General features: G+C 71.8%; 17 protein-coding genes. 14 read left to right on the plus strand and 3 right to left on the minus strand.

Annotation, left to right across the window (positions count from 1 at the left end):
* Positions 1–151: 151 nt before the first annotated feature.
* The 3 genes from C7389_RS11140 to C7389_RS11150 all read left to right on the plus strand — a co-directional run bounded on the left by C7389_RS11140 (position 152) and on the right by C7389_RS11150 (position 4,066).
* Entirely contained in the window at positions 152–1,111 is a 960-nt protein-coding gene (locus tag C7389_RS11140) for a VTT domain-containing protein (protein WP_133591358.1), read from the plus strand.
* A gap of 182 nt (positions 1,112–1,293) precedes the next feature.
* Positions 1,294–2,859: an MFS transporter gene (locus C7389_RS11145; protein ID WP_133591360.1), complete on the plus strand. Its 1,566-nt coding sequence runs from the start codon at positions 1,294–1,296 to the stop codon at positions 2,857–2,859.
* A gap of 229 nt (positions 2,860–3,088) precedes the next feature.
* The gene (locus C7389_RS11150) at positions 3,089–4,066 is read left to right on the plus strand and encodes an aldo/keto reductase (protein ID WP_133591362.1); all 978 of its coding nucleotides are present in this window, start codon (positions 3,089–3,091) and stop codon (positions 4,064–4,066) included.
* Positions 4,067–4,148: 82 nt separating this feature from the next.
* Here the strand turns inward: C7389_RS11150 and C7389_RS11155 are convergent, their stop codons facing one another.
* The gene (locus C7389_RS11155) at positions 4,149–4,418 is read right to left on the minus strand and encodes a KTSC domain-containing protein (protein WP_133591364.1); all 270 of its coding nucleotides are present in this window, start codon (positions 4,416–4,418) and stop codon (positions 4,149–4,151) included.
* Between the two features lie 272 nt (positions 4,419–4,690).
* On the opposite strand from C7389_RS11155, the gene C7389_RS11160 reads away from it, so the two are divergent.
* From C7389_RS11160 to C7389_RS11205, 10 genes are all read left to right on the plus strand, one after another.
* Positions 4,691–6,085 (plus strand): aminotransferase-like domain-containing protein, encoded by a 1,395-nt coding sequence (locus C7389_RS11160; RefSeq protein WP_133591366.1) that lies wholly within the window; start codon positions 4,691–4,693, stop codon positions 6,083–6,085.
* 523 nt (positions 6,086–6,608) lie between these two features.
* Positions 6,609–7,091, plus strand: a complete 483-nt coding sequence (locus C7389_RS11165; protein ID WP_133591368.1) for an MSMEG_0572/Sll0783 family nitrogen starvation response protein — start codon at positions 6,609–6,611, stop codon at positions 7,089–7,091.
* A 19-nt stretch (positions 7,092–7,110) separates the two neighbouring features.
* Positions 7,111–8,118 (plus strand): Nit6803 family nitrilase, encoded by a 1,008-nt coding sequence (locus C7389_RS11170; RefSeq protein ID WP_133591369.1) that lies wholly within the window; start codon positions 7,111–7,113, stop codon positions 8,116–8,118.
* A complete protein-coding gene (locus tag C7389_RS11175) occupies positions 8,075–9,187 on the plus strand; it encodes an MSMEG_0568 family radical SAM protein (protein ID WP_211168263.1) in 1,113 nt (370 codons plus the stop codon). The genes C7389_RS11170 and C7389_RS11175 overlap by 44 nt, the downstream gene beginning before the upstream one ends.
* Positions 9,184–9,735: an MSMEG_0567/Sll0786 family nitrogen starvation N-acetyltransferase gene (locus C7389_RS11180; protein ID WP_133591371.1), complete on the plus strand. Its 552-nt coding sequence runs from the start codon at positions 9,184–9,186 to the stop codon at positions 9,733–9,735. Before C7389_RS11175 ends, C7389_RS11180 begins: the two co-directional genes overlap by 4 nt.
* Position 9,736: 1 nt before the next feature.
* Entirely contained in the window at positions 9,737–10,753 is a 1,017-nt protein-coding gene (locus C7389_RS11185; RefSeq protein WP_133591373.1) for a sll0787 family AIR synthase-like protein, read from the plus strand.
* Positions 10,743–12,008 (plus strand): MSMEG_0565 family glycosyltransferase, encoded by a 1,266-nt coding sequence (locus C7389_RS11190; RefSeq protein ID WP_133591375.1) that lies wholly within the window; start codon positions 10,743–10,745, stop codon positions 12,006–12,008. The genes C7389_RS11185 and C7389_RS11190 overlap by 11 nt, the downstream gene beginning before the upstream one ends.
* Entirely contained in the window at positions 12,001–12,297 is a 297-nt protein-coding gene (locus C7389_RS11195) for an MSMEG_0570 family nitrogen starvation response protein (RefSeq protein ID WP_133591377.1), read from the plus strand. The genes C7389_RS11190 and C7389_RS11195 overlap by 8 nt, the downstream gene beginning before the upstream one ends.
* A 42-nt stretch (positions 12,298–12,339) precedes the next feature.
* Positions 12,340–13,644, plus strand: coding sequence for an MSMEG_0569 family flavin-dependent oxidoreductase (locus C7389_RS11200; protein ID WP_133591379.1), 1,305 nt, complete (start codon positions 12,340–12,342; stop codon positions 13,642–13,644).
* Positions 13,645–13,792: 148 nt separating this feature from the next.
* Entirely contained in the window at positions 13,793–14,710 is a 918-nt protein-coding gene (locus tag C7389_RS11205; RefSeq protein ID WP_133591381.1) for a Pnap_2097 family protein, read from the plus strand.
* Positions 14,711–14,738: 28 nt separating this feature from the next.
* On the opposite strand, the gene C7389_RS11210 is transcribed toward C7389_RS11205, so the two are convergent.
* On the minus strand, positions 14,739–15,998 hold the full coding sequence (locus C7389_RS11210; RefSeq protein WP_133591383.1) for an MFS transporter: 1,260 nt from the start codon (positions 15,996–15,998) through the stop codon (positions 14,739–14,741).
* An 87-nt stretch (positions 15,999–16,085) separates the two neighbouring features.
* Here C7389_RS11210 and C7389_RS11215 point away from each other — a divergent pair, with 87 nt between their 5' ends.
* Positions 16,086–16,868, plus strand: coding sequence for an AraC family transcriptional regulator (locus C7389_RS11215; protein ID WP_133591385.1), 783 nt, complete (start codon positions 16,086–16,088; stop codon positions 16,866–16,868).
* 28 nt (positions 16,869–16,896) lie between these two features.
* Here the strand turns inward: C7389_RS11215 and C7389_RS11220 are convergent, their stop codons facing one another.
* Positions 16,897–18,516 carry an NAD(P)/FAD-dependent oxidoreductase gene (locus tag C7389_RS11220; protein ID WP_133591387.1) on the minus strand — a complete coding sequence of 540 codons (1,620 nt, stop codon included), beginning with the start codon at positions 18,514–18,516 and terminating at the stop codon, positions 16,897–16,899.
* Positions 18,517–18,533 lie beyond the last annotated feature (17 nt).

Genomic DNA, 18,533 nt, shown 5'->3' on the forward strand with positions numbered 1-18,533 from the left:
GAAAGACAGACCCCGGACGATAAGCCAGTTCGCCGCTCAAGCGGGAGTCATCCGGCCCGGCGGGCCAGCGCCGCGGTGTTATCCTCGGCCACATCCCCGCGCCCCGCCGCGGGCTCAGACCAAAACCAGAAACCCCAAGGAAAGCAGCAGCATGGACATCGGCCAGATCAGCGAGGCCATACAGCGCGACGGCGTCTGGGTCGTCTTCGTCAACGTGCTGCTGCAGCAGCTCGGCCTGCCGGTGCCGGCGGTGCCCACGCTGCTGCTGGCCGGCAGCCTGGCGCTGTCCTCCGGCCAGGCGGGGCAGATGCTGCTGGCGGCGGTGGCCGCCTCGGTGCTGGCGGACTGGCTGTGGTACCTCGCCGGCCGCGGTTTCGGCTACCGGGTGCTGAACGGCTTGTGCCGGCTGTCCATCAACCCCGGCTCCTGCGTGTCCGAAACCGAGAGCCGCTTCCTGCGCTGGGGGCTGGGCTCGCTGGTGCTGGCCAAATTCATTCCTGGCTTCTCCACCGTGGCCCCGCCGATTGCCGGCGCGCTGCGCATGCCGCTGCCGGGCTTCATCGCCGCGGTGTCGGCCGGCGCCATGCTGTGGGCCGGCGGAGCCCTCCTGGCCGGCTGGCTGCTGCGGGAGCGGGTGCGGGAGGCCATCGCCACGCTGAACGAGCATGGCGTGCTGGTCGTCACCGCGCTGGCCGTCGCGGTGGCGGTGTGGCTGGGCTGGAAGCTGTGGCAGAAGTACCGCTTCGAGTGCCTGGCCGCCATTCCCCACATCACGCCGGCGGAGCTCATCGAAGCCCTGGCCTCGCCGGCGCCGCCACTGTTGCTGGACCTGCGCGGCGCCACCATGCAGGCGGAAACCGGGCCCATTCCCGGCGCAACGCCGATCTCCCTCGACGAACTCCGCGCGCTGGTGGGCAAGGAGCCCTGGGACCGCGCCATCGTCACCCTCTGCGCCTGCCCCGGGGACGCCAGCGCCATCCAGGCCGCCCGCGCACTGGGCAAACTGGGCTACACCTCGGTGCGGCCACTGCGCGGCGGCTACGAAGCCTGGCTGGCGTCCGCCCGGCCGCAGGAGGCCATCGAAGCGATCCAGCCCGGCGCCCAGCAGTAATACCAGTGACACCCGGCGGACCGCGCCCCGCCGCCCGCGGCGAGACACGCGCCTCAGCCGATGCCGCACTGCGGCGGGCCGAGGGCGGCGAGTTCCGGGATAATGCCCGGCCCGGTGACCGGCGCCGCCCCGCCGGCTCTCCCGTCTATCCGCCCCTGCCCTAAGCCCGCGCCTCCCAGCTCATGCCCGCCCCGGAACAGAACTCCACCATCCAGCGCAAAGTCGTCGTCGCCGCCTGCTTCGGCACCTTCCTCGAGTGGTACGACTTCCTCACCTTCGCCACCCTGGCCATCTATTTCAGCGTGCTGTTCTTCCCGCCGGACGACCCGGTGACCGCGCTGCTCGCCAGCCTGGGCACCTTCGGCGTCGGCATGATCGTGCGGCCGCTGGGCGCGGCGCTGTTCGGCTCGCTGGGCGACCGCTACGGCCGCCGCGCCATCTTCCTCGCCACCATCGTGCTGATGGGCGCCTCCACCTTCTGCGTCGGCCTGCTGCCCACCTACGCCCGCATCGGCATCGCCGCGCCGCTGCTGTTGCTGGTGCTGCGCATGCTGCAGGGGCTGTCGGTGGGCGGCGAGATCGGCGGCGCCGCGGTGTATCTCACCGAGCACGCGCCCACCGGCCGGCGCGGCTTCTACACCAGCGTGCTGCAGCTGATGGGCCCGCTGGGCATGATGGCCTCCACCCTGCAGATCGTGGCGCTGCAGGCCTTCCTCAGCGATGCGGAGTTCCGCGACTGGGGCTGGCGGGTGCCCTTCCTGGTCTCCATCCTGCTGCTGGCCATCTCCATCCGCAGCCGGCTCAACCTGCACGAATCGCCGGTGTTCCGCCACCTGCGGGAGAAGAACGCGCTGGCCAAGGCGCCGCTGCGCGAGTGCTTCCGCGACCGCCACACCCTGGGCCGCATGGCGCTGCTGTTCTTCTGCATTTCCGCCGGCGGATCGCTGCTGTTCTTCTCCGCCCAGGTCTACACCACCGTGTTCCTGAAGAACGTGGTGAAGCTGGACGCCGCCACCACCAGCCAGCTGGTGCTGGTCGCCACGCTGGCGCTGTTCCCGCTCACCCTGTACGCCGGCCGCCTGTCCGACCGCATCGGCCGCCGGCCGGTGCTGCTGGCCGGGCTCATCCTCGGCGCCATCGCCATCCTGCCCGCCTTCCACGGCCTGCTCACCTACGGCAACCCGGCGCTGGAACGCTTCAACCGGGAAGTGCCGGTGGTGCTGCTAGGGGCCGACTGCCGCTACGACCCCTTCACCGCCCCGCGCAACGACTGCGAGCGCTACCAGGAACTGTTCGCCCGCCTGGGCGTGGTGCACAGCCGCGCGCCCGGTGAACTCGCGGTGCGGGTGGGCGGGCAACAACTGGCCGGCTACCAGCCGGCCGAAGTGCAGGCGGCCATGATCGCCGCCGGCCGGCCGGACGCGGCCGACCCGGCGCAGATGAACCGCCTCGCCATCGTCGGCCTGCTGCTGGTGCTGGTGGTGGCGCTGGCCTGCATCACCGGGCCGCAGACGGCGACGCTGGCCGAGCTGTTCCCGGCGCGCACCCGCTATACCGCGGTGGCGCTGCCGCACAACCTCTCCGCCGGCTGGATAGGCGGCCTGTCGCCCTTCATGGTCACTTGGCTCAGCGTGCGCGCCGGCGACACCCTGGCCGGCCTGTGGTACCTGGTCGGCCTGCTGGGGGTGGCCGCCGTCGTCGGCCTGCTGTTCCTGCCGGAAGTGCGCGACCGCGACCTGGAGACCTGAACGTCTCCTTCCCCGGGCACGCCGAATGCATGCCTGCGCGCTGCCGCAGGCAAACCGCGGCCACGCCAGCAAGCCGGCGCGGCATGGCGTACAAAGAATTCAGCAAGCGGATCGAACCGCCGGCGCCCGGCATGCTCTATCGCGATGCCGGCGGTACGATCCCGGCCGCCCGCAGGCCTGAGGCGGCACCGCCCACGCGGCAACCCGTCGCGCCGAACCGGAGACTGCAATGACGTCTGCCCACGACTTGTCGCCCCGACTCACCCGCGCCCAGTTCCTGCGCCTGGCCGCCGGCACCGTTGCCGGCCTGGCGCTCCCTCCGGGGCATGCCGCCTCGCCCCGCCCCGCATCGGCACCGGCCGACGCCGCAGACCGCCCGGGCAAGCTCCTCACCCGCCCCATTCCCGCCACCGGCGAAGCCCTGCCGGTGATCGGCTGCGGCACCTACATCGGCTTCGACGCCGCCCCGGACACGCCGGAATACCAGCGCCTGCCGGCGGTGCTGCAGACCCTGTTCGACGCCGGCGGCTCAGTGCTCGACAGCTCGCCGATGTACGGCCGCGCCGAAGCCACCACCGGCGAGCTGCTGGCCGCCAGCGGCAGCCGCAAGCGCGCCTTCATCGCCACCAAGGTGTGGATACGCGGCCGCGCCAACGGCATCCGCCAGATGGAAGACTCCCTGCGCCTGCTGCAGACGCGGCAGCTGGACCTGATGCAGATCCACAACCTGGTGGACTGGCGCGCCCACCTCGCCACCCTGCGGCAGTGGAAGGAAGAGCAGCGGGTGCGCTACCTCGGCATCACCCACTACACCGCCGCCGCCTACCGCGAGCTGGAGTCGGTGATGCGCAACGAGCGCTTCGACTTCCTGCAGATCAACTATTCGCTGGACGCCCGCGAGGCCGAGCAGCGCATCCTGCCGCTGGCGGCCGAGCGCGGCATGGCGGTGCTCATCAACCGCCCCTTCGGCGGCGGCGGCCTGCTGCGCAAGCTGCGCGACCGCCCGCTGCCGCCGTGGGCGGCCGACATCGGCGCCGCCAGCTGGGCGCAGCTGCTGCTGAAGTTCGTGCTCGGCCATCCAGCCGTCACCTGCGCCATCCCCGGCACCGGCCGCCCGGAACACATGGAAGACAACGTCGCCGCCGGCATGGGCACCATTCCCGGGCCGGAGTTCTGGCACCACCATGCGGATCTGATCGAGCTGTAAGCGGGCCGCCTCCGCCCCGGCGGAGCAACCCACCGGTGGCGATCGCCAAAGCCTCTCGGCAGGCAGACGGGGACCACCCGCCTCACTTGCCGAACAGCTCGTCCAGCGGATTGGGCCTGGCTGCCCCCGCCACGGCCGCCTTCGCGCCAGCGCGCCCGGCGTACTCCTCCTCGATGTTGTCGCGGTAATAGCTCCAGGCCGAGCTGGAGCCGGACAAGCGGCGCCATACCTCCTCGCTGACGCCGCTGTGCTCCACCACCCGGCCGTCGTCCAACTCAACCCGCAGCAAGCGCTCACGCGCCGCATAGCCGATGGCCCGCAGCTTGCCGGAATTGACGCGCTTCATCTCCATGCTGACGCCTCCTTGCTCACTCCGCCGGCCAGGGCGCCGGGAGTCGATCGAAAAATGGGAAACCCGGGCAGTATGGCGCGATCGCGCCGCCCATGCCCGGTGCCGCTCGCAACCGGGCCGCGCCCTTGCGGTGGAGCCTCCGGCGAGGCACCGCCAGCCAGCTGGACCGCAGCACCGCGGAAGGGCGGTTTGCGCCGCCCAGCGGCGGCGGTATGACCCTGCGCCGAAGAATGCATACAATGCCGGCAATTTTCTCCGACTGTATGCCTTAGATGCCACCCCGCAAGCCCGTCTGGACCCCCTCCGGCCTCGCCACCGACAAGCCGGCCTACCTCGCCATCGCCGACGCCATCGCCGAAGACATCCGCCAGGGCAGACTGGGGCCGAACGCTCAGCTGCCGCCGCAGCGCCAACTCGCCGACGCCCTGGGCTACAACTTCACCACCATCAGCCGCGCCTATGCCGAGGCCCAGCGCCGCGGCCTGACCGATGCGCGGGTGGGCCAGGGCACCTTCGTGCGCGCCGACGCCGCCCCGCGCGCCCGGCCGGCGCCGACGCGCGCGCCGCTGATGGACATGTCGATGAACCTGCCGCCGGAGCCGGACCGCCCGGAACTGCTGGCGCGCATGGAGACCGGCATGAAACGCCTGTGCGGCGACATCCGCGGCCTGCTGCGCTACCAGCCCTTCGGCGGCGGGCCGGAGGAACGCGAGGCGGCGGTGCAGTGGCTGGCACGGCGGGGCATCCACACCGCCGCCGAGCGGGTGCTGGTCTGCCCCGGCACCCACGCGGTACTCAATGCCCTGCTCCTGCTGCTGGCCGGCAACGGTGGCCGGCTGTGCTGCGACAACCTCACCTACCCCGGACTGCGCGCGCTGGCCGCGGTGCATGGCGTCAGCCTGATCGGCCTCGCCGCCGACCGCGACGGCATCCTGCCGGAAGCCTTCGACGCCGCGTGCCGCGACAACCGCCCGGCGGCGCTGTATTGCAACCCCACGCTGCAGAACCCGAACACCGTCACCCTGCCGCTGGCCCGGCGCGAGGCCCTGGCGGAGATCGCCGCCCGCCACCGCGTGCCCATCATCGAAGACGACCCCTACGGCCTGCTGCCGGAAGCCCCGCCCCCCAGCTTCTTCAGCCTGCTGCCCGAGCTCACCTACCACGTCTGCGGCCTGTCCAAGACGCTGGGCGCCGGGCTGCGCATCGCCTACCTGGCGATACCCGACCCGCGCCAGCTGCCGCGCCTGTCCGCCATCCTGCGCGCCGGCACGGTGATGGCGCCGCCAATCTCGATGGCGATCGCCACCGAGTGGGTGGGCGACGGCACCGGCGACGCGCTGGTGACCTTCGTCCGCGAGGAATCCCGCGCCCGCCAGGCACTGGCGGCCGCGGCCCTGGGAGCGGTGGACTATCTCGCCGCGGCCGACGGCTTCCACCTCTGGCTGCCGCTGCCCGAAGGCTGGAGCCGGGTGAGCTTCGCCACCCATCTGCGCTCCAGCGGCATCGGCGTGGTCACCAGCGACGCCTTCCTCGTCAGCGGGCCGGCGGTGGAAGCAGTGCGCATCTGCCTGGGCGGCACTGCCAGCCGCGCCGACGTCAGCCACGCCATGGAGCTGGTGGGCGCAGCGCTGTCGCATCCGCCGGCCATCTACTCCTCCATCGTCTGATTCCCGGCGGGCCACGCCGCCGGCGCAGGGCGGCCGGCGTCCGCGCCGCCGCCCTCCTGCCGCCCGCGGCCCAGCGCCCGCTCCCGCAGCGGCGCACAAACATACCCCCGCCACCAACCCAGCCCGGCCTGGTCCCGCCTGCTGGCGGCCTCCCCCAAACGCCCCGCGCGGGCAGCGCCGCCCGCTTACCGATTCGCCCCCGCTCCAGCCCTTCTCACCCTCAGCCGCGAAATTGCATGCATACAAACCATGCACTATCGCCGTGCGCCCGCACGCCACAAACGCACTCTGCCTGTGCGCGCAACCCCTTCAGCCTGCAAGCGCTTTTTCCTGCACCCCGCGCCCTTCCCACAGCCATTCCCGCTACACGCTTGCCGATTATTGTATGCATACAATAATCGGTCATTGATGGCACGCACGTTGCTAAATTGATCCGGCGCACCGCCGCGGATCAGCCTGTCCGGAGCCGCAGCATCCCACCCACGGCGGCGCGCTTCCCACCCCAACCTGTAGAGGAACCGACATGCCTGCTGTGACCCTTCCCCCCCACGCCGCCGGTGATTTCTTCGTCGACTACGAAGAGAAAGTGTTCGAGGACGTCAAGGCCGAGCCCGGCCAGAAGGCGCTGGTGACCTTCCACACCGTTGCCTTTGAAGGCTCCATCGGCCTGGTGAACCTGCTGCAGGCCACCCGCCTGCTGCGCAAGGGCTTCGACACCACCATCCTGCTCTACGGCCCGGGCGTGACCCTGGGCGTGCAACGCGGCTTCCCGCGCATCGGCGACGAAGCCTTCCCCGGCCACTTGGCGATGAACAAGCAGATCGCCAAGTTCATCGAGGAAGGCGGCAAGGTCTATGCGTGCCGCTTCGCCCTGCAGGCGCTGTACGGCCACGGCGAGCCCTCGCTGATTCCCGGCATCCGCCCGATCAGCCCGCTGGACGTGATGGACCTGCAACTGCTCGCCAAGCGCGACAACGCCTTCGTCGTAAACACCTGGACGCTCTGAGCACGGCGAGGAGACGAGCATGACGACCCCGCGTATCGTCCGCGTCGCCGCGGTGCAGCTGGCGCCCGACCTGGACTCGGCGACCGGCACGGTGGACAAGGTCTGCCGTGCCATCCAGGAGGCCGGCGAGCAAGGCGCACGCATGGTGGTCTTCCCCGAGACCTTCGTGCCCTACTACCCCTACTTCTCCTTCATCCAGCCCGCAGTGGCGATGGGCGCCGCCCATCTCCAGCTGTACGAGCGGGCGGTGACGGTGCCCGGCCCGGTCACCCGGGCCATCGGCGAGGCGGCGCGACGGGCGGGCGCGGTGGTCGTGCTCGGCGTCAATGAACGCGACCATGGTTCGCTCTACAACACCCAGCTGATATTCGACGCCGACGGCGAACTGCTGCTCAAGCGCCGCAAGATCACCCCCACCTACCACGAGCGCATGGTCTGGGGGCAGGGCGACGGCAGCGGCCTCAAGGTGGTCGAGAGCGCGATAGGCCGCATCGGCGCGCTGGCCTGCTGGGAGCACTACAACCCGCTGGCGCGCTACGCGCTGATGGCGCAGCACGAGGAGATCCACGCCGCCCAGTTCCCCGGCTCCATGGTCGGCCAGATCTTCGCCGACCAGATGGCGGTGACCATACGCCACCACGCGCTGGAATCCGGCTGCTTCGTGGTGAACGCCACCGGCTGGCTGAGCGAGGCGCAGATCGCCGCCCTCACCCCCGACCCGGCCATGCAGCGCGCGCTGCGCGGCGGCTGCCACACCGCCATCGTGTCGCCGGAAGGCAACTACCTCTGCCCGCCGCTCACCGAGGGCGAAGGCATGCTGGTGGCCGACCTCGACATGGCCCTGGTGACCAAGCGCAAGCGGATGATGGATTCGGTGGGCCACTACGCCCGCCCCGAACTGCTCTCGCTGCGCGCCGACCTCGCCCCCAAGCCGCCGCTGCAAGCCGCCGCGGCGCCCTTCCCCCACCCCGCAGGAGCCGAGCATGTCGACGATGACCGCGCTGCGTCCGCAACAGCTGATCTCTGAACTGCAGAGCCACGGCTTCCGCCTGGAAGGCCGTCCGTCCGAGATCCACACCCGGCGCGGCGGCGCCGGCCCCTCGGACCACGCCACCGTGCTCATCGAGGGCCGCCCGGTGATGATCCCCATCCACACCGGCCGTGCGCTCAACTCGCCCTACCTCGCCTCGCCGCCGGATGCCGCCGGGCAGGCCACGGTGCGGCGCGACGGCCAGACGGTGGCGCGCATCGCCTTCGCCCGCCAGCCGCGCTTCTACCGCCTGCAGACACTGGACGGCGTGCCCTACAGCCACATCGCCACCCTGCACAGCACCGACGTGCTGGCCACCACCGTGCTGCAGACCTGCGTGCGCTACCAGAGCCGCAGCAAGAGCTGCCAGTTCTGCAGCATCGGCCAGTCGCTCGCCGCCGGCCGCACGGTGGCGCACAAGACGCCGCAGCAACTCGCCGAAGTCGCCCGCGCGGCGGTGCTGCTCGACGGCGTGCGCCACATGGTGATGACCACCGGCACCCCGCCCACCGCCGACCGCGGCGCCCGCGTCATGTGCGAAAGCGCCGAGGCCATCCGCGCCGCGGTCGATCTGCCGCTGCAGGCGCAGTTCGAACCGCCGGACGATTTCGGCTGGTTCCGCCGGGTGCGCGAGGCCGGCGTGGACAGCCTGGGCATGCACCTGGAGGTGCTCACCCCGGCCTTGCGCCAGCGCCTGATGCCGGGCAAGGCGGCCATCCCGGTGGAACGCTACGAGGAAGCCTTCGCCGCCGCGGTGGAGGTGTTCGGCCGCGGCCAGGTCTCCACCTACATCCTCGCCGGCCTGGGCGACAGCCGCGACACCATCCTGGAAACCTGCCGCCGGCTGGTGGCGCTGGGCGTGTATCCCTTCGTCGTGCCCTTCGTGCCGATTTCCGGCACGCCGCTGGAAGACCATCCGGCGCCGGACGCCGCCTTCATGGACGCGGTGCTGGCCCCGCTGGCCGGCATGTTGCAGGAAGGCGGCCTGTCGGCGCGCGGCATGAAGGCCGGCTGCGGCAAATGCGGCGCCTGCTCCGCCCTGTCCAGCTACGAGGTGCCGGCATGAACGCACCCCAGCCCCTCGCCGCGCGGCTGCAGCTGCCGCGCCGCTACCGCGTCGTCCATGCCGACGCTGACGGCCGCGCCGCCGCCCTGCGGCTGCGCCGCGCGGTGTTCTGCGAGGAACAGGGCCTGTTCGCCGGCGACGATGCCGACGACATCGACCGCCATGCGCTGACGCTGATCGCCCGGCCGCTGGCGGAGCCGGCCGCCGGCCCCGGCCCGGTGGTCGGCACGGTGCGCATCCACCGCCTCGCGCCGCGCGTCTGGCAGGGCTCCCGGCTGGCGGTGGCGGCGGATTTCCGCCGCGTCGGCGCCATCGGCGGCGCCCTCATCCAGCTCGCGGTGCGCAGCGCCAACACCCTGGGCTGCGACCGCTTCGTCGCCCAGGTCCAGGCGCGCAACGTCCCCCTGTTCGAGCGCCTGCACTGGCGCAGCGTCGAGGCCCTGGAGCTGCACGGCCAGCCCCACCACCTGATGGAAGCCGACCTGGCCCACTATCCGGCCTTCGCCGCCGGTGAGGCGATGCAGGTCGAGCTGCAGCGGGGAGGCTGACATGGCCGCCGACGCCCTGCACCGCCTGGTCGCCGAACTGCGCGGCCACGCCGGCATCGCCCACAAGCGCGACATCGACGCCGTGCTCGCCGCCCTCGGCACCCCGGCCCTGCCCGCCGCCGACGCCTGGCTGGGCGACGACTGCGCCGCCATCGCCCGCGGCGGGAACGGCGAGGACGGCCACCTGCTGTTCGCCATCGAAGGCTTCATCAATGCCTTCGTCGCCCACGATCCCTGGTTCGCCGGCTGGTGCGGGGTGATGGTGAACCTCTCCGACATCGCCGCCATGGGCGGCCGCCCGCTGGCGGTGGTGAATGCGCTGTGGAGCGACGGCGCCGCCCAGGCCCAGGCGGTGATGGCCGGCATGGCCGCCGCCGCCCGGGCCTACGCGGTTCCCATCGTCGGCGGCCACAGCAACACCCGCACGCCGCAGGCCCAGCTGGCGGTGGCGGTGCTGGGCGAGGCCGGGCGCCTGCTCAGCAGCTTCGCCGCCCGGCCGGGCGACGTGCTGGTGGCCGCCATCGACCTGCGCGGCGCCTACCGCGAGCCCTTCGACAACTGGAACGCCGCCACCACCGCAGCGCCGCAGCGCCTGCGCGGCGACCTCGCCCTGCTGCCGGCCATCGCCGAGGCCGAGCTCGCCCACGCCGCCAAGGACATCAGCCAGGCCGGCCTGCTCGGCACCACGCTGATGCTGATGGAGTGCTCCGGCGTCGGCGCCCGCATCGCCCTCGACCGCGTGCCGCAGCCGGCCGGCGTGGCGCTGGCGCGCTGGCTGCGCAGCTTCCCCAGTTTCGGCTTCCTGCTCGCCTGCCGGCCGCAGCAGGCCGACGCACTGGTGGCACGCTTCGCCGCCCGCGGCATCGCCGCCGCCGCCATCGGCGACATCACCGCCGGCAGCCGGCTGGACCTCAGCCTGAGCGAGGGCGGCGCAAGCGCCGAAGCGGTGTTCTGGGACCTCGCCAGCGAACGCCTGATGGGCGTCGCCCCTGCGCAGGGAGCCCGCCATGCAGCCTGAGCGCCTGGGCCGCCAGCCTGCGCCGCAACGTCAGCTGGGCTCGCCGCGCGCGGCCGGCAACCAGCCGGAGCGGCGGCTGCGCATCGCCCTCCTCACCCACTCGATCAACCCGCGCGGCGGCGTGGTGCACTGCCTGGAGCTGGGCGAGGCGCTGACCGCCCTGGGCCATGAAGTCACCCTGCACGCGCCGGCCGCCGAGGGCGCCCGCCTGTTCCGCGACAGCCGTTGCGAAATCCGCCTGATTGCCGAGCACGGCCGGCACAGCACGCTGCGCAGCCTGGTGCAGGCCCGCATCGCCGCCTTCACCGACTGGTTCGCCGCCCCGGGGCGGGCCGGCTTCGACCTCTATCACGCGCATGACGGCATCGGCGCCAACGCCCTGCTGGCCCTGCGCCAGCGCGGCCTGCTGCCCGCCTACCTGCGCACGGTGCATCACCTGGAAAGCAGCTTCGGCGACCCGGTGGTGGATGCGCTGGAGCTGCGCTCCATCCAGCGGGCCGACCGCCTGTTGTGCGTCAGCCCCAGCTGGCAGCAGGCGCTGCGGGAACGCCTGGGCCTGGCCGCCGGGCTGGTCGGCAATGGCGTGGACCTCGCCCGCTTCCAGCCCCGGCCGGACGCCGGCGACGCCGCGCTGAAGGCCCGCCTCGGCCTCGGCGACGCGCCGGTTTTCCTTGCCGTGGGCGGCATCGAGGCACGCAAGAACACCCTGGGCACGCTGCGCGCCTTCGCCCGCCTGCGCCGCACCCTGGGCGCGGCGCAGCTGGTGATCGCCGGCGGCGCCAGCCTGCTGGACCACGGCGCCTACCGCCGCGCCTTCGATGCCGCGCTGGCGGCGGAAGGCCTGGCGCAAGGCGAGCACGGCGGCGCGGTGATCCTCGCCGGCGTGCTCGCCGATGCCGAGATGCCGGCGCTCTACCGCCTGGCCGACGCCCTGGTCTTTCCGTCGCTGGTGGAAGGCTTCGGCCTCGCCATCCTCGAAGCGATGGCCAGCGGCACGCCGGCAGTGGTGTCGCGCATTGCGCCCTTCACCGATTTCCTCGGCGCCGAAGACTGCCTGTGGGCCGATCCGCAGGACGCGGAATCCATCGCCAGCGCCATGTGCCGGGCGCTGATGCCCGGCACCCGCGAACGGGTGATCGCCGCCGGCCATGCGACAGCCGCCCGCCATGACTGGCCCGCCTGCGCCCGCGCCCACCTCGCTGCCTATGGCGAACTGCTCGCCGCCACCCGTTTCCCGGAGACCCCACATGCCTGAACTCTACTTCCACGTGCGCTGGCCCGACGGCCAGGAAGAAGCCTGCTACTCGCCCTCGCTGGTGATCGCCGACCACCTCGCCGCCGGCCAGACCTACCCGGTGCCGGAGTTCGTCGCCCGCTGCGAGCAGGCGCTCAACGAAGCCAGCGAGCGGGTGCGGCAGAAGTACGGCTTCTACTGCTCCAGCGCCATGGATCAGCTCGGCCATATCCGCAGCCGCGCCCGCGATTTCGAAACCCAGCCCGACAGCCGCGTCACCGTCGCCCGCTTCGAGCCGGGCGCGCGCTGACGCGCCCTCCACCGCAACGCCTCTTCATCCAGGAGCACGCCCATGAACACCCTCTTCCCCCAATCGACCCAGCTGCTGTCACGCGCCCACTACCCGGTCATCGTCGTCGGCGGCGGCCAGGCCGGGCTGTCGATCAGCCATTGCCTGCAGCAGCAGGGCATAGAGCACATCGTGTTCGAGAAGAACCGCGTCGCCCATTCCTGGCGCAACGACCGCTGGGACACCTTCTGCCTGGTCACGCCCAACTGGCAGTGCCGCCTGCCCGACTTCCCCTACCAGGGCGACGATCCCCAAGGCTTCATGCTCAAGGACCAGATCGCCGAATACGTCGAAGCCTTCGCCCGCAAGATCGCGCCGCCCATCGTCGAAGGCGTGGGCGTGCAGCATGTGGTGCGCGGCAAGTCCGGCCGGCTGGAGGTGACGACCAGCGCCGGCCAGTTCAGCACCGACCACATCGTGGTCGCCACCGGCGGCTACGACATCCCCATCGTGCCGGCCTATGCCGCCAGCCTGCCGGCGCACATCAAGCAGATCCACTCGGTGGATTACCGCAACCCGCAAGCGCTGCCCGAGGGCGAGGTGCTGGTGGTGGGCTCGGGCCAGTCCGGCGTGCAGATCATGGAAGACCTGCACCTGGCCGGCCGCAAGGTGCATCTGTGCGTCGGCCCGGCGCCGCGCTCGCCGCGCATGTACCGCGGCCGCGAGGCCACCGAATGGCTGATGGACATGGGCTACTACGAACTCACGGTGGATCGCCATCCGCTGGGCGAAAAGGCGCGCGAGAAGACCAACCACTACATGACCGGCCGCGACGGCGGCCACGAGATTGACCTGCGCAAGTTCGCGCTGGAGGGCGTGAAGCTCTACGGCAGCATGGCCGACATCCACGGCAGCCGCCTGGAATTCCTGCCCGACCTGACGCAGAACCTGGACGACGCCGACGAGGTATACGTGAGCATCCGCCGCGACATCGACAAGTACATCGCCGCCCAGGGCCTGGACGCACCGGAGGAAGCGCCCTTCGAGAAGGTCTGGGCGCCCGCGGCCGACCCGCTGGCGCTGGACTGCGACGCCGCTGGCATCACCACCATCATCTGGGCCATCGGCTTCCGCCCCGATTACCGCTGGATAGAGCTGCCCGCCTTCGACGGCCGCGGCAACCCGAAATACACCCGCGGCGTCTCGCCAGTGCCCGGGCTCTACTTCCTCGGCCTGCCCTGGCTGCACACCTGGGGCTCCGGCCGCTTCCTCGGCGTGGCCGAAGACGCGGCGCACCTCGCTGGCGTGATCGCCGGGCGCCTGGCCACCGGCGAATCCGGCCCTGCGGCCGAAGCTGCGGTGGCCTGAGGGGAGATCAGCCCGACCTGCCGGGCCGAAGCCGCATCCGACCCCGCCGCCCGAGCGGCCCGGCGCCCACGCGCCGGGGCCTCACGCCAGCCACCATCCCATCCACCCCTCCCATCCCGCTCCGTCCGAACCGCCCCGGAATCCCGCCATGTCCACCGCCACCCTGAGCGCCGCCCCGCCGCTGTTCTCCTTCCTGCCGCCGGGCGCCGCCGGCCACTACCGGGTGGGCATGCCCCAGCTGGGCCTGAACGGTCTGTCCGAGAGCTGGCTGCTGGCCGAATGTGGCGACCGCCACTGGCAGCTGCTCGCCCAGGCCTGCGGCATGCCGGTGTCACAGCTGCGCGACGCACGCCACCGCCGCGTCTATCCCGCCTTCCGCTCGGTGCGCCTGCGCCATGCGGAACTGGATGCGGTGCTGGAGAACGACCAGCTGGAGATCGCCAGCAGCCTGGGCCGGGTAAGCCGCACCCAGTTCTACAGCAAGCATGTGGTCTCCAGCGCGCACGGCCTGCGCGCGGTGGTGGACATGCTGTCGGCATTCGTCGCCCGCGAGCGCGCCGGCGACAACACCTCCGCCGCCCGCAGCGCGGTCAGCGGTTTCGATGCCGTGCCGCCGCTGGAAGAAGGCGAACGCTTCGCCGCCCACAACCGCGCCTGGCTGCAGGCACGCCGCGAGGGCGACGCCGCGCGCAACGGCCGTCCGGCGCACAGCTATGCGCCGCAGGCCATCCGCCCCTGCCCTTCAGTGCATTTCAACGGCGCCGGCTTTCTCTACTTCGCCCGCTTCCACGAGTTGGTCGATCACGCCGAAGCCGCCTGGTTCGGCCCCTGGGCGGCGCGCTGCGTCACCACCGAACGCCACACCCTGTACCACGGCAACGCCGATGTCGGCAGCACCCTGAGCCTGCAACTGTGCGAATTCGAGCGCCACGGCAGCCAACTAGACCACCACGCCCAGATCGTGCGCAGCGACGACCACCGGGTGATCGCCGACGTCACCACCCGCCGCCGCCTGCGCCAGCCGGGAGCGGACTTCCTCGAAACCCTGTTCGAGAAGGCCGGCTGAGCACGCCGGCAGGCGGCAGCCAGCCGGATCAGGCCCGCGCCGGGGCTGCCGCTGCCTGGCCCGCGCTGCGCGCCGCGCCCAGCGCCACCGCCACCGCGCCCGCCTGCAGCACCGCCACGCCCGCCATCACCAGCGAGAAATGGGCGTGGTCCATCAAGGGGCCGAACACCAGCGGCGACAGCGCCATGCCGCCATCTATGCCGGAATACACCAGGCCGTAGATGCGGCCGTAGGCGCCGGAGCCGAAGCGTGACACCGCCGCCCGCCGCACCAGGATGTCGCGCGACGGCCCGGCGATGCCGGTGCAGAAGCCGATCGCCGCCAGCGCCGGCACCGCCGCCCAGGGCGGCAGCACGCCGGCGGCCAGGGTCACCGCGGTCAGCGCGGAAAAGCCGAGGAAGGCGGCCACCACCCGCTCGTGCGCCGCCACCCGCGCCGCCAGGAAACCGCCGCTGAACACCCCGGCCGCCGAAGCCAACAGGAACACGGTGATGCCGCTGGCCGCCACCGGCAGGCTGAGGTCGAACAGCGCCTGCAGCAGCGGCGTGCCGTAGTTCTGGAAAGCGCCGAAGCCCATGGTGGTGAAGAAGAAGAACAGGAAGCACAACCACACCGCCGGCACGCGGATGAAATCCAGCGAGCGCGCCTTCTCCGGCCGCGCGCGCGCGGCCACCCGCTCCGCTTCGTCCGCCAGCCAGCCGCGGGCGAGGAAGAGGCAGCCAACGCCGGCGAAGGCCACCAGCGCCGCCCCCACCGCCGCCGCCCGCCAGCCGGCCACGCTGGCGATGCCGACGATGAACACCGGCGCCAACGCCCAGCCGATGTTGCCGGACAGGCCGTGGGCGGAGAAGGCATGGCCAAGCCGCTTCTCCGACACCTTGCGATTGAGCAGGCTGAAATCCGCCGGATGGAACACCGCGTTGCCCACGCCCGCCACCGCCGCCGCCACCAGCAGGCCGCCCAGGCCCTGCGCCACCGAGATCAACAAGGCCGCCACGCCCAGGCAGGCCACGCCCCCGCTCAGCACCCGGTAGGCGCCGAAGCGGTCCACCGCGAAACCGGCCGCCGCCTGCCCGAAGGCTGACACCAGGAAGAAGGTGCTGGTGGCCAGGCCGACGCGGGTGAAGTCCAGGCCGAAGGCCGGAATCAGCCAGGGAAACAGCGCCGGCAGCACCAGCTGGAAGAAGTGGGAGGTGCCATGCACGAAGGCCACCACCGCGATCACGCCGAAATCGTGGCGCGCCGGCGCGGGTCCGGAAGGGGGAAGCGTAAGGATCTGGGTCGTCATGGAACTGCCGCAAGGAAGGGGTTTGCGGCATCATAGACGGGCAGGAACTGGCAGGAGACAGCCAGTCAGACAATAACTATCGCAATCATGCCACGCACCATCGTCGACCTCCCCGCCCGGCGTCCGCCCACCGCGGCAGACCCCATCGCCGTCGCCATCCGCAAGCCGCCGCGCGACTCGGTGATTCCCTACCACGCCCATGCCTGGGGCCAGCTCGCCTTTCCGGTCAGCGGCGCGCTGTGCCTGGACGTGCCCGGCAGCCGCTGGCTGGTGCCGCCCTACCGCGCGGTATGGGTGCCGCCGGGCATCCCCCACGAGGTCCTGCTGCTGGGCAAGGTGGAGATGCACACGGTGCATGTGGCCGCCGAGCTGGCGCCGTTGCCGCCGGCGCAGTGCACGGTGATAGAGATCGGCCCGCTGGCGCGCGAGCTGATCAGCGCCCTGGCCGCCAGCCCGCCGCCCAGCGGCGAGCACCTGCGCCAGATCCAGGCCCTGCTGCTGACCGAGCTGGCCCACGCCCGCACGCTGGACCTGCGCCTGCCGCAGCCGGCCGACCGCCGCCTGCGGGCACTGTGCGAAGCGCTGATGGACGATCCTGCAGACACCGCGCCGCTGGAGGAATGGGCGCAGCGGGTGGGCGCCAGCGCCCGCACCCTGGCGCGGCTGTTCCAGGCCGAGATGGGCATGTCCTTCGGCCTGTGGCGCCAGCAGGTGCGGCTGAACCGCGCCACCGTGCTCGCCGCCCAGGGCCGGCCCTACGCCGAGATCGCCGCCGAGCTCGGCTATGCCAGCCCCAGCGCCTTCTCCGCCATGTTCCGCCGCGCCTACGGCATGTCGCCGCGGCGCTTCTTCGGCGGCCAGCCGGCCTGAGGGCAGCGGGGCCGGCCGCTCCGGGAACTCAGGCCGCCTGCACCGGCTTGCCGAGCAGGGCCTGCGCCACCGCCTCCGCCACCCGTATGCCGTCCACCCCGGCGGAGAGGATGCCGCCGGCGTAGCCCGCGCCCTCGCCCGCCGGGAACAGGCCCTTCACGTTCAGGCTCTGGCAGTCGGCGCCACGGGTGATGCGCAGCGGCGAGGAGGTGCGTGTTTCCACGCCGGTGAGCACCGCGTCGTGCATGGCGAAGCCCTTGATCTGGCGGTCGAAGGCGGGGAAGGCCTCGCGCATGGCGTCGATGGCGTAGCCCGGCAGCGCGGTGGCCAGGCTGCCCAGGCGCACGCCCGGCTTGTAGGAGGGCTCCACGCTGCCCAGCTGCTGCGACGGCCGGCCGGCGACGAAGTCGCCCACCAGCTGGCCAGGCGCCAGGTAGTCGCCGCCGCCCAGCTCATAGGCGTGGGATTCCAGCTCCCGCTGCAGCGCGATGCCGGCCAGCGGGCCGCTGCCGGGGTAATCCTCCGGCGTGATGCCGACGACGATGCCGGCATTGGCGTTGCGTTCGTTGCGCGAATACTGGCTCATGCCGTTGGTGACCACCCGGTTGGGCTCGGAGGTGGCCGCCACCACGGTGCCGCCGGGGCACATGCAGAAGCTGTACACCGAGCGGCCATTCTTGGCGTGGTGCACCAGCTTGTAGTCCGCCGCGCCCAGCAACTCATGGCCGGCGTGGCGGCCAAAGCGGGCCTTGTCGATCAGCGATTGCGGATGCTCCACCCGGAAGCCGACCGAGAAGGGCTTGGCCTCCATGAACACGCCACGGGCGTGCAGCATCTCGAAGGTGTCGCGGGCGCTGTGGCCCAGCGCCAGCACCACATGGTCGCAGCGCAGCTCGCCGCCGTCGGCCAGGGTCAGGCCACGCACATGGCCGTTCTCGATCAGCAGGTCGGTCACCCGCTGCTGGAAGCGGATCTCGCCGCCCAGGGCGATGATTTCGGCGCGCATCTGCTCCACCATGCCCACCAGGCGGAAAGTGCCGATGTGCGGCTTGCTGATGTAGAGGATCTCCTCCGGCGCGCCGGCCTTCACGAACTCGGTGAGCACCTTGCGGCCGTAGTGCTTCGGGTCCTTGATCTGGCTGTAGAGCTTGCCGTCGGAGAAGGTGCCGGCGCCGCCCTCGCCGAACTGCACATTGGATTCCGGGTTCAGCGTGTTCTTGCGCCACAGGCCCCAGGTGTCCTGGGTGCGCTCGCGCACCGCCTTGCCACGCTCCAGCACGATGGGGCGGAAGCCCATCTGCGCCAGCACCAGCGCAGCGAAGATGCCACAGGGACCGAAGCCGACTACCACCGGCCGGTTGGTGAAGCCTTCCGGCGCCCGGCCGACGAAGTGGTAGCCGGTGTCCGGCGTCGGTCCGATGTCGCGCTCGCCGGCATGGCGAGCGAGCAGCCCCGCCTCGTCGCGCACCGTCACATCCACCGTGTAGATCAGCGAGGGCGCGTCCTTCTTGCGCACGTCGTAGCTGCGCTTGAACACCAGGAAATCCTGCACGTCGCCGGGAGCCACGCCGAGGCGGCGGGCAATCGCCGCCGGCAAGGCCTCGGCCGGGTGGTCCAGGGGCAGCCTGAGTTCGGTAATACGCAGCATGGGGAAAACGTCCGGAA

The sequence above is a fragment of the Azoarcus indigens genome, assembly GCF_004361735.1.
GTDB lineage: Bacteria > Pseudomonadota > Gammaproteobacteria > Burkholderiales > Rhodocyclaceae > Azoarcus > Azoarcus indigens.

Coding starts and splice junctions, on each gene's coding strand:
- C7389_RS11140 (WP_133591358.1), top strand. CDS start 152: ATGGACATCGGCCAGATCAGCGAGGCCATACAGCGCGACGGCGTCTGG.
- C7389_RS11145 (WP_133591360.1), top strand. CDS start 1,294: ATGCCCGCCCCGGAACAGAACTCCACCATCCAGCGCAAAGTCGTCGTC.
- C7389_RS11150 (WP_133591362.1), top strand. CDS start 3,089: ATGACGTCTGCCCACGACTTGTCGCCCCGACTCACCCGCGCCCAGTTC.
- C7389_RS11155 (WP_133591364.1), bottom strand. CDS start 4,418: ATGGAGATGAAGCGCGTCAATTCCGGCAAGCTGCGGGCCATCGGCTAT.
- C7389_RS11160 (WP_133591366.1), top strand. CDS start 4,691: ATGCCACCCCGCAAGCCCGTCTGGACCCCCTCCGGCCTCGCCACCGAC.
- C7389_RS11165 (WP_133591368.1), top strand. CDS start 6,609: ATGCCTGCTGTGACCCTTCCCCCCCACGCCGCCGGTGATTTCTTCGTC.
- C7389_RS11170 (WP_133591369.1), top strand. CDS start 7,111: ATGACGACCCCGCGTATCGTCCGCGTCGCCGCGGTGCAGCTGGCGCCC.
- C7389_RS11175 (WP_211168263.1), top strand. CDS start 8,075: ATGTCGACGATGACCGCGCTGCGTCCGCAACAGCTGATCTCTGAACTG.
- C7389_RS11180 (WP_133591371.1), top strand. CDS start 9,184: ATGAACGCACCCCAGCCCCTCGCCGCGCGGCTGCAGCTGCCGCGCCGC.
- C7389_RS11185 (WP_133591373.1), top strand. CDS start 9,737: ATGGCCGCCGACGCCCTGCACCGCCTGGTCGCCGAACTGCGCGGCCAC.
- C7389_RS11190 (WP_133591375.1), top strand. CDS start 10,743: ATGCAGCCTGAGCGCCTGGGCCGCCAGCCTGCGCCGCAACGTCAGCTG.
- C7389_RS11195 (WP_133591377.1), top strand. CDS start 12,001: ATGCCTGAACTCTACTTCCACGTGCGCTGGCCCGACGGCCAGGAAGAA.
- C7389_RS11200 (WP_133591379.1), top strand. CDS start 12,340: ATGAACACCCTCTTCCCCCAATCGACCCAGCTGCTGTCACGCGCCCAC.
- C7389_RS11205 (WP_133591381.1), top strand. CDS start 13,793: ATGTCCACCGCCACCCTGAGCGCCGCCCCGCCGCTGTTCTCCTTCCTG.
- C7389_RS11210 (WP_133591383.1), bottom strand. CDS start 15,998: ATGACGACCCAGATCCTTACGCTTCCCCCTTCCGGACCCGCGCCGGCG.
- C7389_RS11215 (WP_133591385.1), top strand. CDS start 16,086: ATGCCACGCACCATCGTCGACCTCCCCGCCCGGCGTCCGCCCACCGCG.
- C7389_RS11220 (WP_133591387.1), bottom strand. CDS start 18,516: ATGCTGCGTATTACCGAACTCAGGCTGCCCCTGGACCACCCGGCCGAG.